This is a genomic window from Lactiplantibacillus sp. 3062 (assembly GCF_055413545.1).
The window spans coordinates 92,544-106,790 of sequence record NZ_JBVAYE010000010.1; the positions used below are offsets into that span (position 1 = coordinate 92,544).

Sequence of the window (14,247 nt, forward strand, 5' to 3'; positions counted from 1 at the left end):
ACTCAGATAGATTACTAAGTTAATAAATTAATTCTAGTCACAATAAGTTAACGGTTAATCAAGATGGACCTAAATTTTCGATTTATGATTAGCAGAATTACTAAAATTTAGAATGAAATTGGGCAGACATAACTAAAATTCTCACGGTTACCAGCACTATCTGGACGGGGCCTTTCAATAAATTGGTACGGCCTAATTAAGAACTTAAGCTTTTCTTTAAAAAGTGCTACCGCAAGTGCGTATTAAATGGTAAATTAATAGAAGTAGTTTTGTCATATTTCTTACATTCATAGGGAAGAGGGATTATTCACATGGTCTTTAACTTGGTAGTTAATATTATTGGGATTGTGGTTTTTATTGCCATTGCCTACTTATTCTCCAAGCAAAAGCACGCCATTAACTGGCGTTCAGTTGGTGTCATGTTAGTACTAGAAGTCTTATTGGCATGGTTCTTAACGGGTTCACAAGTCGGTGTCGACGCGGTTAAAGCAGCGGCAGATGGCTTCACTTGGCTCGTCAATGTATCATACGATGGGATCGCCTTTGCGTTAGCTAGTTGGGTTAACGTTAAGTCGATGGACTTCGTCACTAGTTCATTATTACCAATCTTGTTGATTGTGCCATTATTCGATATTTTGACCTATATTGGCGTATTACCATGGATTATCAAATGGGTTGGCCGGGGCTTAGCTTACATTACTGGTCAACCAAAGTTCGAATCATTCTTCGTTGTTGAAATGATGTTCTTGGGCAACACGGAAGCTCTTGCTGTTTCGCAGTTACAATTGAAGCAGATGAAGGCACAACGAAACTTGACGATTGCGATGATGTCAATGAGTTGTGTGACGGCATCGATCTTAGGGGCTTACATTAAGATGATGCCTGGTCAATTCATTTTGACGGCGGTGCCAATGAACGTCTTAAACGCTGCGATTATTGCTGCAATCTTGAATCCGGTCGAAGTTAAGCCGGAAGAAGATACCATTGCGAAAATCTCAGGTAGTGCGGCTGTTGAAGAAACTACTGCCACCACTGAAACGAGCGGTTCTGAAGAATTAGCTAATGAACAAGTTAAGGAAGCTAAACCAGCTCGCGAACCATTCTTCTCTTTCTTGGGTGATTCAATCTTAGGCGCTGGTCGCTTGATTTTGATTATTGCTGCTAACGTTATTGCTTTCGTAGCGTTAGCCAAATTAATTGATAAGTTGTTAGGTTTAATCAATAGCAATTTATCACTTGAAAACATCTTTGGGGTTGTCATGTTCCCATTTGCATGGTTACTTGGCTTTAACCCAAGTGATGCTTTCCAAATGGCTTCATATATGGGAACGAAATTAGTGACTAACGAATTCGTTGTCATGGGTGAAGTTTCCAGCAAAGTTAACGATTTTGCACCGCATTTCCGGGCAGTCTTAACGGTCTTCTTAACGTCCTTCGCGAACTTCTCAACGATTGGGATGATTATTGGGGCTTTCAAGGGAATCGTTGATCGTGAAAAGAACGATTTGATTTCACGGAATGTTGGTTACATGCTATTATCTGGGATCCTGGTCTCCTTACTATCAGCCGGTGTCGTTGGGTTGTTCGTTTGGTAGTCGGTGATATAATTTAATTTTGAATTGAACGTAAGAGTGTCAGCTATTCGGCTGGCCTCTTTTTTATTAATGAATCATCTGGTCATACTTTTATCCGGTGTCGTTTTTAACGGTGAGATGTTCAAGGCGGTTCATGAATTTGACTAGAAAAATTGCAAACTAGAATAGCTGTCAATGATGGCTGTAAAAGCAGACTTTTCAAGGGTTATTGCGATTTTAACAGCGGGGCTGTGCATTGATTTTAAGTGTTATTTACGTTAAAGTTATGAGGTGACGTGAAACATTGAGTTGTTTCACAAAAAGAGGACGAATGTGACCCCTTTAAGGAGAGCTATTACTAATGAATCCAGAAGAATTTAAACAAGCGTTAGCCCAACACGAGATTGCGCTGACGGCAAAACAATTGGCACAATTTGCGCTGTATTTTCAACTATTGGTCACGACTAATAAGCAGTTCAACCTGACCACGATCACAGCGGAACCAGAAGTTTATCTTAAACATTTTTACGATTCACTCACGCCAGCATTCTACGTTCCTGCGCTGCGTGATCAACCACTCACGATTTGTGATGTTGGCGCTGGAGCCGGTTTCCCGTCGGTTCCGCTCAAAATTGCGTTCCCACAGTTACAAGTGACGATCGTTGATTCATTGAATAAGCGAATCAATTTTTTAAATGATCTAGTCCAACAATTAGGCTTAACGGGTGTGAAAACGTTCCATGCTCGCGCTGAAACGTTTGCTGGCAAGAAGTCTGCTCACCGGGAAAGCTACGATATCGTGACGGCTCGGGCAGTAGCGCGCCTATCAGTATTGAGCGAACTCTGCCTACCACTCGTTAAAATTGGCGGCCAGATGATTGCATTGAAAGCAGCCAATGCCCGTACTGAAACGGCTGAAGGGACATACGCCGTTCAACAATTAGGGGGCCAAATTGTTCAGGACGAGGCCTTTAGTTTGCCCGTGACTGCTGATCCGCGCCATATCATTGTTATTGATAAGAAGAAGCCGTCACCGAAGCGGTATCCACGCAAGCCGGGGACACCGGCGAAACAGCCGTTAACGGCACCAATGTAAGGTGGGAGGTAATTTCAATGGCATTTTCATTATTTGGTTCTAATCGTGATAAACATAAAACCGAGGCGGCCACGACCCCCACGGAGCAACAAATTGTCCGTATTCCGGTCACTGCCATTATCCCCAACCGGTTTCAACCCCGGCAAGTCTTCGATGAAACTGGTATTGCTGAATTGGCTGCTACGATTGCGGATCACGGCTTGTTGCAGCCAATTGTCTTGCGGGAATACGAACCGCAGAAATACGAAATTATCGCTGGTGAGCGGCGGTTCCGCGCCATTTCTTCACTTCATTGGGCAGATGTGCCGGCCATCATTCAAAAGATGGATGATGGTGAAACCGCGTCAATGGCGCTGATCGAGAATTTACAGCGACAAGATTTAACGGCCATTGAAGAGGCTCGGGCCTACCAAGAACTGATGGAACTCAACCAATTAACGCAATCGGCGCTAGCGAAAGAATTGGGCAAAAGTCAGTCGTTAGTTGCGAATAAGTTGCGATTGTTGAAGTTAGCACAGCCGGTTCAAACGGCGTTGTTGCAGCGACAAATCAGCGAACGGCACGGCCGCGCACTACTCAACTTGGCTGTGGAGCAACAGGCTGCGGTTTTGAAACGGGTGCTTGCTGATCAATTGACGGTCAAAGAAACAGAACAGCTAGTGGCGAAGACCCAAACGCCGCCGAAGCCCAAACGCAAACGTGCACGGGGGTTGACCGGCGATACGCGAATTGCTGTGAATACGATCAAAAAATCAATTAAGATGGTAACTGATGCCGGCTTACCCGTGAAGACCCATGAAGAGGATACGGATGACGGGTATCGGATTACGATTGAAATTCCAAAAAATCAACCAAGGGGTGATCAATAATTATGGGAACCGTAATTGCACTCGCTAACCAAAAAGGTGGCGTTGGCAAGACAACCACGAGTATTAATCTCGGGGCTAGTCTGGTCGAATTAGGCCAAAAAGTTTTATTAATTGACACGGATGCGCAAGGGAATGCGACCAGTGGTTTAGGTGTTCAAAAGTCGACCATCGAACGTGAAATCTATGACGTTTTAATCAATGACGTTCCCATTAAAGAAACCATTATCCCAACGAGTCATAAGGGTTTAGATATCGTTCCGGCTACAATTCAGCTTTCTGGGGCAGAAATCGAACTGACACCGATGATGGCACGTGAGACCCGCTTACGTGATGCCATCGATGACGTGAAGGATGATTATGATTATATTTTGATCGATTGTCCACCGTCGTTAGGCTTGCTGACCATTAATGCGTTTACGGCTTGTGATTCGATTTTGATTCCGGTTCAAAGCGAGTACTATGCTTTGGAAGGGCTGAGTCAGTTATTGAATACGATCAAGCTCGTACAAAAACATTTTAATAAACAGTTGCGAATTGAAGGCGTGCTATTGACTATGTACGATGCCCGTACCAATCTCGGAGCCCAGGTCAACGAAGAAGTTCGGAAATACTTTAAGGACGCCGTCTATAAGACGATTATTCCCCGCAATGTGCGGTTATCTGAAGCACCTAGCCACGGCCTATCGATTGTCGATTATGATGCCCGTTCGAAAGGTGCGCAAGTCTACTTAGCTCTAGCAAAGGAAGTGTTGGCCGCTCATGGCAAGTAAAGATAAAGATAATAAGGCGCTGGGACGCGGTATTGGAGCCCTGTTTGCCGATGTTAACGAACCAGCTAGTGAAGAAGCCGTGGTTGATCTAGATCTTAAGGATATTCATGCCAATCCGTACCAACCCCGGCGAACTTTTGATCAGACGGCACTTAAGGAGCTCGCCAGCTCGATTGAAAAGTCCGGCGTTTTCCAGCCAATCATTGTACGACAACCGGATGCCGAGCTGAATAAATATGAAATCATTGCTGGTGAACGGCGTTTTCGGGCGTCGAAGCTCGCTCATCAAACGACTATTCCAGCCATTGTCCGTGATGTTACCGAAGAACAAATGATGGAAGTGGCGGTGCTTGAAAATCTACAACGGGAAGATTTAACTCCGCTTGAAGAAGCTGCGGCCTACGATTCGTTGATGAAGAAGCTGAAGTTGACGCAGGCGGAAGTCTCAAAGCGCCTAGGCAAGAGTCGGCCATATATTGCTAATTATTTGCGGTTATTGGGCTTGCCAGATGGGGTCAAACAGTATATCCAAAAGGGCCAACTGTCCATGGGCCAGGCTCGAACGCTTTTGTCTTTGAAGGATAAAACCAAGTTAGCGCCATTAGCGAAGCGCGTCGTGAAGGATAACATGACGGTCCGTCAGTTGGAACAAATCGTGGCGCGTTATAACGGCGAGTCCAAGGAGCCGGCCAAAAAAGTTGCACCCAAGAAGTCACCGTACATCCGTGCGAGTGAAGAACAATTACAAGAGAAGTTTGGGACGGCCGTTTCGATTCAAACTAAGGCGAACAAAGCTGATCAAGGGAAAATTGAAATTCCGTACTTGTCAAATGAAGATTTGACACGGATTTTAGAAATTCTCAGTATTGATTTAAATTAATTAATTTATAAAGGGGCGTTGCGCATGTATGATTTAGGTGATATTGTCGAGATGAAAAAGGCGCATCCGTGTGGTGTCAATCGCTGGGAAATTACCCGGATGGGCGCTGACATTAAGATTAAATGTACGGGATGTGGTCACGTGGTCATGATGCCGCGTCGTGAGTTCAATAAAAAACTCAAAAAGGTATTAGAAAGCAAAGCCGATCAAGCTTAATTATTAAAAAAGGAAGAGTGAATAACCGATATGGCACTTACAGCAGGTATCGTTGGGTTACCAAACGTTGGTAAATCCACATTGTTTAACGCAATTACGAAGGCGGGCGCCGAAATGGCCAACTATCCATTTGCGACGATTGACCCCAACGTTGGGATGGTTGAAGTTCCCGACAAACGACTAGACCGAATTCAAGAAATCATCCCCGCAAAGAAGGTCGTTCCCACGACTTTTGAATTTACGGATATCGCCGGGATCGTCAAGGGTGCTAGTAAGGGTGAAGGACTTGGGAACAAGTTCCTTGAAAACATCCGCCAAGTTGACGCAATTGTGCACGTGGTCCGGGCCTTTGATGATGACAATATCACCCATGTGACGGGTAAAGTCGATCCGCAAGATGATATTGAAACAATTAATCTAGAATTGAGTTTAGCGGACTTAGAAGCTGTTGATAAGCGTTTGGCTAAAGTGCAACGGGCTGCTAAGGGGAGCGATAAAGAAGCTAAGGCTGAGCTCGCTGTTTTGCAAAAGATCAAACCTGCCTTGGAAGCCGGCAAACCCGTGCGTTCACTAGAATTCAACGAAGATGACCAACAAATCGTCAAGGGCTTATTCTTATTAACGTCTAAGCCAGTGCTGTATGTAGCCAATATTGCCGAAGATGACATGGCCGATCCAGAAAACTCTAAGTATTTCCAAGTGGTTGCGGACTATGCTAAGCAAGAAGGAGCCCAAGCCATTGGTGTTGCTGCTGAAACTGAAGAAGAAATTGCCGAACTAGATGATGACGACAAGGCCGACTTTTTAGCAGCTGAAGGCGTTGAAGAGCCTGGCTTGAATAAGCTGATTCGGGCTTCTTACAAGCTATTAGGACTGGAAACCTTCTTCACGGCTGGTGGTAAGGAAACCCGGGCTTGGACGTTTAAACGCGGTACTAAGGCCCCTCAAGCAGCGGGAATTATTCACTCTGATTTTGAACGTGGATTTATTCGGGCTGAAGTGATGTCTTACGATGCTTTGGATGAAGCCGGTTCAGAAGCAAAGGTCAAGGAAAATGGTAAGCTGCGTTTGGAAGGTAAGGACTATGTCATGCAAGATGGCGACATCGTCGAATTCCGCTTCAACGTTTAAGCTGAAAGGAGCAATTGTATAGTGAGTGAGAGCGAAACTTCAAAGACACCTAGGAACGCCGCGGCCGGGGCCAAGCAGGCCCAAGCCGCAGAACGGCCAGTTCACGAAGCGACTGAGTTGACGAAGCGCAATGCTGAATATATGCGTCAGATGCGCAAGTCACTTGATGCCACAGCGTTGAGTGGTGAGAAAAAGACGGCAGTTCTGAATGAAATGACGTCTACATTGTTAGCGGAACAAGGTCGGGGAACCACGGCTCGTCAATTATACGGGACCGTTCAAGAACGGACCGAAGAGATTGTGAATCCAAAAAAGACACCGGTAGAACGTCAAAAGGCGAACTATTGGGTCACGGCGCTGGATAATGGCTTGATGCTATTCATGATTTTCTGCTTAATGTACGGGATCATGGGCTTCATCGGCACGAACGCTACTAAGAATTCAGCTGGTGCCAACGGGATCACCGCTATTCTGATTACGTCTGCCATTGGTGGTTTGGGCGTTGCTAAGTTATTCGAATACTTAATGCCTGCTAAAGATGGCAAGAAAGTTTCGTTATGGAAGAAAATCGCGTGGTCAGTACTGGCTATCATCGTTTGGATGTTAGTCTTTACAACCATGTCAATGATTCAAGGACCATTGAACCCGGTCTTACCAGGAATCGCGTACTTGATCATTGCCGTCGTCGTCTTCTTCGCCCGGATGTGGTTGAAGCGGCGCTTTAATATTACGACGAGCATGTTTTAGGCTCGGACTGAAAGACAAGCTGATGGCGTGCATTGGCTTGTCTTTTTGTCGATTGCAAGTGGTCATTGCTTGTTATTCACCTAGTTAGCTTTTAAACTGGTGATACGGATGTAATGACTGAATGAAAGTTGTGTGTGAAGTACGCTCGGCCCAACCTAGAACATTCGGTTGGGCGTTACAGGCTTAAAATAAGAACTTTCTGAAAATCTGCGCAACCCCTTGCATTTATCGCGATGTTTTGTTACCTTTACAGATAAAAATAAAAACATAAGGAGCTAACGTTCAATGTCTAATTGGGATACAAAGTTTGGAAAAAAGGGTTATACGTTCGATGATGTACTATTAATTCCGGCCGAAAGTCATGTTTTACCGAATGAAGTCAATTTAGGTGTTAAACTTGCCGATAATTTACAGCTGAATATTCCAATTATTAGTGCGGGAATGGATACTGTTTCAGAATCCGCAATGGGAATCGCGATGGCCAACCAAGGTGGCTTAGCTGTTATCCATAAGAACTTAAGCATTGAAGCGCAGGCTGAAGAAGTTAAGAAGATCAAAGCGGTCGTTAAGGATGATGATCACCCACACGCTGCCGTTGATGCCAACAATCACTTGTTGGCCGTTGCGGCTGTTGGGGTCACTAGTGATACCTTTGACCGGGCTGAAGCCCTATTTGCCGCTGGTGCGGACGCCATCGTTATTGATACGGCTCATGGTCATTCCGCTGGTGTGCTTCGGAAGATCAAGGAAATTCGGGCCCACTTCCCTAAGCAGACATTGATTGCTGGTAACGTTGCGACGGCAGAAGGCACGCGTGCTTTATTTGAAGCTGGTGTTGATGTTGTTAAAGTGGGGATTGGCCCTGGTTCAATCTGTACGACCCGGATTGTCGCTGGTGTCGGGGTGCCACAATTAACAGCGGTTTATGATTCTGCCAGCGTTGCTCGCGAATACGGCAAAGCTATCATTGCTGATGGTGGGATCAAGTATTCCGGTGATATCGTTAAGGCCCTCGCTGCTGGTGGCAACGCCGTGATGCTTGGGAGTATGTTAGCCGGAACAGCCGAAGCACCGGGTGAGGTTGTCTTTGACGATGGCCGTCAATACAAGTTCTATCGGGGCATGGGTTCCGTTGGGGCGATGTCACAAGCTCATGGTTCGTCTGACCGGTACTTCCAAGGCGGCGTGAACGAAGCGAACAAGTTAGTTCCAGAAGGTGTTGAAGGACGTGTGCCATTCAAAGGCAGCGTTGATGATATTATCTTCCAAATGTTAGGTGGTTTACGTTCTGGCATGGGCTACGTTGGCGCTAAAGACATTGATGCCTTGATCGAAAACGCCCAGTTTGTTGAAATCTCTGGCGCTGGGCTCCGCGAATCACATCCACATGAAATTCAAATTACAAAGAATGCACCGAACTATTCAGTCAACGGTTAAAATGACGATATCGTATGAGTCAGTCTGATTGGTTTAGTTGAATAAGCATCAAGTAAGCGTAGAACATCAACTTTGTTCTACGCTTTTTTTGTCTGGTGAGTACCAGCAGAAAATATAGGCAGATGTAACGTTCGTGTAGATTGACCGTAGTGCTTCTTTCTTGTTAGGACGTTGATACTAGCTCTGTACACGATTGTGTTACTTATTAAGTTCATTAGATTTTTAATGATATCGTGGTATTAGTGATGCAAAGAAAGGGGCTAATATAAATGAAGTATCGGTTAATAGGGGTAGGTGCGAGTCTAGTCATCGCAGTCATGTTAACAGGGTGTCAAGCGAAGGCTACGACATTGGTCAAGTCAGATGCTGGCCAGGTCACACAAGCGGAAGTATTTAAACAAATTGAAAACCAGGCGACGACGCAACAGGCTGTTCAAGAATTGACTCTAAACAAAGTCCTTAATCAACGATATCATGTTTCACAAGCTGAAGTAACTGCTAAATTAAAAGCATTCAAACGGCAGGCAGGCGCAAATTATCACATGATTTTAGAACGTAATCATGTCACTGAACCGCGTTTAAAATCGCAAATCAAAGCGAATTTATTGATGGAGAAAGCCATTAGTGCTAAGTATCCAGTGACTAAAGCGCAACTAAAAAAAGCCCGAGCAGCTTATATGCCAATGACAACGGTTCAACACATTGCGACGGCCAATGAGAAGCAAGCGCAAAAAATTATTGCTGAACTGAATGCGGGTGCTAGCTTTGATTCGCAAGTGCGAAAATATCAGAATAATCGACAAGCGCACACAACTGCTGGAAAATTAGCGCAGTTTGACAGTTATAATCAAACTCTAGCACCAGCAATTGTACAGGCCACAGCTAAACTACGAGTGGGACACTATGTCACGAAACCGGTCAAAACAGTTATGGCAACTGCCGACACGAAAGACAAACCAACTTATGAAATTATCAACGTTGTCAGTCGTCGATCCAAGACTGCGGCTGTAACTGATGATAGCGGTAAGCAGATTGATGTGACAAATTATTTGTGTGAAAAAATCCAGCAACAGCGGATGATGGACAAGCAGACGCAAGTTGCGACGATTCGGTCAGTTTTCAAAGCGGCCCACGTTAAGGTAGTTGATGCCCATTTCGCACCAGCGTTTAATGATTATTTAACCACCCAAAATAGCTAACAATAGAATCATCAGCAATGATGTGATGATTATGAACGCGTCTCTTAACCTGTCATGGGTTAAAAGGCGCGTTTTCGTTAGGTACTGATGATTAATTGCGCTATGATGGACTTATTAAAACGTATTGTACCAGTTTAGTGAGGTGCCAAATTCAACATATTAAGTAGGGGAGTAGATGCAACGGTTTCAGTCACGCCATTTATTCCAGTTACGAGAAATTGGCTTGGGCTTAACCTGTATCGGTGGCTTTATTGACGCATACACATTCATCCAACGGGGTGGTGTCTTAGCAGCTGGTCAAACGGGAAATTTGATTTTTCTCAGTGTTGATGTGGCACAGTGGAATTTACCGGGTGTGTTGACTAAATTAGCAACAGTCCTCTTTTTTACACTAGGTGTAATTGTCGTGGGTATACTGAAACAATGGTTGGGCGCGCGGTCACACTACTGGCGCTTGCCCGTTTTGGTGGCAGAGCTGGTTGTTTGTTTAATGGTCGGCATGCTACCAGCGACTGTTAGTAATGCGATGGTGGTCCCACCACTCGCATTCGTGATGGCGATGCAGACGACAGCCTTCAGCGCAATCGCCGGCCACGGCTATAATAACGTGTTCTCTACTGGTAATCTCAAGAAGGCAACGATCGCGCTGACGAATTATTGGTTGACAGGCGTGCGCACGGAGCTTGACACTGGTTTAGTGTATTGGGAATTAGTGTTGAGCTTTGCTACGGGCGCGATTGTTTCGGCGATATTGCAGCGGTGGTGGACATTACGGACGATATGGGTTGCGGCGGGATTATTGATTTTAGTAGGTGGATACTATACTTGGTTATTAGTTCACCGTACGGCAAATGACGCGGAATAGTTGCGTTTTCTCTAAAATCAATCGTTAACTGCCAAGCCCGGCCGCTTTTTTGGTAAAATAAAAACAGAATTATTTAAGGAGAAAAATAAGATGAAAATTTTAGTAGTCGATGACGACAAAGAAATTGCACAACTATTAGAAATTTATATTAAAAACGAAGGCTATGAACCAATTAGCGCCTATAATGGCCGTGAAGCTTTGACTAAATTAAATACGAATCCTGATATTGCGTTAATGATTTTGGATATCATGATGCCTGAAATGGATGGGATTGAGGTCATCAAAGAAGTACGGAAAGATTCCCAACTTCCAATCCTAGTCTTGTCGGCCAAGACTGGTGATATGGACAAGATTCAGGGCTTGATTACGGGAGCTGACGATTACGTCACCAAGCCATTCAATCCGCTTGAAATTATGGCACGGGTCAAGTCACTATTACGACGTTCTGAAAATAACGTGACGACTACCGAGCCTGATATTTTGGACATTGGACCGTTAACGATCAATAAAGATTCACACGAAGTTAAAACGTTGACGGGTAAGGATATTCAATTAACCGCGTTAGAATTTGGTATTTTGTATTTGCTCGCAAGTCATCCTAACCGAGTCTTTTCAGCTGATGATATTTTTGAACGTGTTTGGCAGCAAGAAAGTATTGTCTCAGCTAAGACCGTGATGGTGCACGTGAGTCATTTGCGGGATAAGATCGAAGAAGCCACGGATGGAGAAAAAGTCATTCAGACCGTTTGGGGCGTTGGCTATAAGATTGAATCGCGTTAAAAGTGAGGGTTAGCTTTTGAAATTAACGGGACGCGAAAAAAGTGAATTATTTTTTGAAGGGGTAGTGACGGTGATTTTGCTACTCCTTTTAAACTTGTCGATCGTAGTACTGATCAACAGTACGATTGCGCATAATCCGGGGTTACAGAGCGGTATTTTCCAAATTAAACGATCGATTACCATTGGTCCCAATAACTACCAGCTATGGAGTTATGAAAACATCTTTATTGGACTGATGCTGATTGCGGACGGTTTCGTATTATATTGGCGATTAATTCGACGATACAAACAGATGCAGTTACGACATATTATTAGTGAGTTGCATTATATTGCGGCCGGCCACTTTGACCATCGGATTGACTTTAATCTGACTGGTGATACACAACGAGTCGTTGAAAGTGTTAATGCCTTAGTAGACTCGGCAATCCACTCGATGGACGAGGAACGGGAAATTGAGCGGTCTAAGGATGCGTTAATTACGAATGTCAGTCATGATATTCGAACGCCGTTGACGTCAATTATCGGCTATTTAGGCTTAATTGAGAACAAACAGTACCAATCAGAAGAGGATTTAATTAAATATGCGCATATTGCCTATTTGAAGGCAACACAAATGAAGTCACTGGTTGAAGATCTGTTTGAATATACGAAATCACGGCAGACAGAGACACCGTTGGCCATTAATCGGTTAAACTTGACGGCCATGTTAGAACAGTTAGCGGCAAGCTTTGAGCTGGAAGCGAACAAGAAGCATCTGAAGATTGAAGTAGAAAGTGGCACGCAGCCTATTTACATTGAAGCCGATGCTGAAAAGCTGGGGCGGGTCTTCAGCAATTTGATCACTAATGCGTTTAAATATGGAACTGGTGCTAAAAACGTAGTATTACAAGCTGAACAACGTGGTGAAGAAGTCGTGATTCACGTCACGAATGATGGTCAGCGTATTCCAGCTGAGTCGTTGGGACGCTTATTTGAACGGTTTTATCGGGTTGAAGAATCGCGTTCTAAGGCGACCGGGGGTTCTGGACTGGGCTTAGCGATTGCCCAAAGTATCGTGGATCACCACGGTGGCTATATTTATGCGCAAAGTGATGATGAGCAGACAAGCTTTGTTATTCATTTGCCAGTTAAACATGACCACCCATTAACAAAAAAACAATCGGATATGATAAATTAACTTGTTTCCACAGACATAATTATTTAAACTAAAACTAGCATTAGCAATTAAGAAAGGGATAATTGAGAAATGAGATTTGCGGGAAAGTTAAAGAAAGTTATGATTGCCCTCGTTGCGGCAGTCACGTTTAGTACAGCTGGTTTAGGCATTGCGGGGGCTGACCTCCAGGCCCAAGCAGCCAGTACACCATCGATCTCTGCGAAAGCCGCCATTGCGGTTGACGCGTCGACCGGTCAGATCCTGTATGATAAGAACAGTAGTAAGCCAATGGCGATCGCATCAATGACGAAGATGTTAAGTACATATTTAGTGCTTAAGGCGATCCATGAAGGTAAGTTGTCTTGGAATCAAAAAATCAGTGTTAGCAAGGCAGTCGCTAAGATGAGCCAAAACACGGAATATGCGAACGTACCGTTATTATCAACGAAGACGTATTCAGTGCGGCAATTATATAACGCGACTGAAATCTATTCCGCTAACGCCGCTATCACAGCCTTGGGTGACGCGGTAGCCGGGACGCCCCATAAGTTTGTTAGCTTGATGCGGAAGACGGCTAAAGCATGGGGGATCACGGACGCTACCATTATTAATGCCAGTGGATTAACCAATAAAGAGGTTGGCAGCACAATTGGGTACAGTACCGTTGCCGCCAGTGCTGAAAACGAAATGTCAGCACAAGATGTTGCTACCGTTGCGCAAAAGCTATTATCAGATTACCCAGAAGTTTTAAAGACTTCTAGTATTGCCCATGCTTGGTTTGAAAAGGGTACTAGTTCAGCAACCAAGATGGATAACCGAAACTACATGCTCAAAGGATTAGTTAAACATTACTCCGCACTTCCTGTGGATGGTTTGAAGACTGGGACTTCCACTAAGGCTGGGAATGCCTTCACTGGGACCGTTAAGTTTAGCAATGGTAACCGGATCATTACGGTCGTCATGCATGCCGGTGCCGCTAACGATAGTGGGACGGAACGTTTCACTCAAACGGCTGAAATCATGTCATATGTTTACCACAACTACACGACTACGACGATTAACAAGAATGGCAAGATCAATGGTGTGAAAGCCGTTGATGTCCAAGATGGGAAGTCCTTAACGTCGCAACTCGTTTCAAATAGTGGTGCAACCAAGATTTACTTGCCAACCGGGACGGATGCTAGTGCCGTTACTGGTAAGGTCAGCTTGAAGAAGTCGGCGACAACCGATGGTAAATTACAAGCACCCGTTAAGAATGGCAAGACTGTCGGTACTGTTAACTTGAACCTAAGCAAGAAAGCTATCAAGGTAGTTGACGGAACGACTAGCAAGAATATGACCATCAATGTAACGCCTAAGAAGTCCATCGACAAAGCAAATATCTTTGTACGGATGTGGCGCGGGGTTAAGAGCTGGTTCAACTAAATTATAGCAGTTAGTGTATTAGATTCTGTGGGTGCATTAGCTTAGTAAACGCTACGAGATATTTCTTAAAAGATATATTCCTCTTTGAGTAGGCAAGCTAGT

At 44.5% G+C, this 14,247-nt stretch carries 14 protein-coding genes; all 14 read left to right on the forward strand.

Going from position 1 to position 14,247, the window contains the following annotated elements; genetic code table 11:
* Window positions 1-311: 311 nt before the first annotated feature.
* The 14 genes from ACWQAU_RS12545 to ACWQAU_RS12610 all read left to right on the forward strand — a co-directional run bounded on the left by ACWQAU_RS12545 (window position 312) and on the right by ACWQAU_RS12610 (window position 14,145).
* Window positions 312-1,595: a NupC/NupG family nucleoside CNT transporter gene (locus ACWQAU_RS12545; protein WP_003642434.1), complete on the forward strand. Its 1,284-nt coding sequence runs from the start codon at window positions 312-314 to the stop codon at window positions 1,593-1,595.
* A 340-nt stretch (window positions 1,596-1,935) separates the two neighbouring features.
* Window positions 1,936-2,670: a 16S rRNA (guanine(527)-N(7))-methyltransferase RsmG gene (rsmG, locus tag ACWQAU_RS12550; protein ID WP_027821686.1), complete on the forward strand. Its 735-nt coding sequence runs from the start codon at window positions 1,936-1,938 to the stop codon at window positions 2,668-2,670.
* 17 nt (window positions 2,671-2,687) lie between these two features.
* Complete coding sequence (gene noc, locus ACWQAU_RS12555) at window positions 2,688-3,539, forward strand: nucleoid occlusion protein (RefSeq protein ID WP_003642432.1); 852 nt, start codon at window positions 2,688-2,690, stop codon at window positions 3,537-3,539.
* Window positions 3,540-3,541: 2 nt separating this feature from the next.
* A complete protein-coding gene (locus tag ACWQAU_RS12560) occupies window positions 3,542-4,309 on the forward strand; it encodes a ParA family protein (RefSeq protein WP_003642431.1) in 768 nt (255 codons plus the stop codon).
* The gene (locus ACWQAU_RS12565; RefSeq protein WP_003642430.1) at window positions 4,299-5,189 is read left to right on the forward strand and encodes a ParB/RepB/Spo0J family partition protein; all 891 of its coding nucleotides are present in this window, start codon (window positions 4,299-4,301) and stop codon (window positions 5,187-5,189) included. Before ACWQAU_RS12560 ends, ACWQAU_RS12565 begins: the two co-directional genes overlap by 11 nt.
* Window positions 5,190-5,213: 24 nt before the next feature.
* Window positions 5,214-5,405, forward strand: coding sequence for a DUF951 domain-containing protein (locus ACWQAU_RS12570; protein ID WP_003639829.1), 192 nt, complete (start codon window positions 5,214-5,216; stop codon window positions 5,403-5,405).
* 30 nt (window positions 5,406-5,435) lie between these two features.
* On the forward strand, window positions 5,436-6,536 hold the full coding sequence (ychF, locus tag ACWQAU_RS12575) for a redox-regulated ATPase YchF (protein WP_003642429.1): 1,101 nt from the start codon (window positions 5,436-5,438) through the stop codon (window positions 6,534-6,536).
* A gap of 21 nt (window positions 6,537-6,557) precedes the next feature.
* Window positions 6,558-7,283, forward strand: a complete 726-nt coding sequence (locus ACWQAU_RS12580) for a DUF1129 domain-containing protein (protein WP_003642428.1) — start codon at window positions 6,558-6,560, stop codon at window positions 7,281-7,283.
* 285 nt (window positions 7,284-7,568) lie between these two features.
* Window positions 7,569-8,720 carry an IMP dehydrogenase gene (gene guaB / locus ACWQAU_RS12585; RefSeq protein WP_003642427.1) on the forward strand — a complete coding sequence of 384 codons (1,152 nt, stop codon included), beginning with the start codon at window positions 7,569-7,571 and terminating at the stop codon, window positions 8,718-8,720.
* Window positions 8,721-8,989: 269 nt separating this feature from the next.
* Complete coding sequence (locus tag ACWQAU_RS12590) at window positions 8,990-9,919, forward strand: peptidylprolyl isomerase (protein WP_027821687.1); 930 nt, start codon at window positions 8,990-8,992, stop codon at window positions 9,917-9,919.
* 175 nt (window positions 9,920-10,094) lie between these two features.
* The gene (locus ACWQAU_RS12595; RefSeq protein WP_003642425.1) at window positions 10,095-10,784 is read left to right on the forward strand and encodes a YoaK family protein; all 690 of its coding nucleotides are present in this window, start codon (window positions 10,095-10,097) and stop codon (window positions 10,782-10,784) included.
* Between the two features lie 90 nt (window positions 10,785-10,874).
* Window positions 10,875-11,564, forward strand: coding sequence for a response regulator transcription factor CroR (gene croR / locus ACWQAU_RS12600; protein WP_003642424.1), 690 nt, complete (start codon window positions 10,875-10,877; stop codon window positions 11,562-11,564).
* A gap of 16 nt (window positions 11,565-11,580) precedes the next feature.
* Entirely contained in the window at window positions 11,581-12,741 is a 1,161-nt protein-coding gene (locus tag ACWQAU_RS12605) for a sensor histidine kinase (RefSeq protein ID WP_003642423.1), read from the forward strand.
* 69 nt (window positions 12,742-12,810) lie between these two features.
* Window positions 12,811-14,145: a D-alanyl-D-alanine carboxypeptidase family protein gene (locus ACWQAU_RS12610; protein WP_021357082.1), complete on the forward strand. Its 1,335-nt coding sequence runs from the start codon at window positions 12,811-12,813 to the stop codon at window positions 14,143-14,145.
* The last annotated feature ends 102 nt before the right edge of the window (window positions 14,146-14,247 follow it).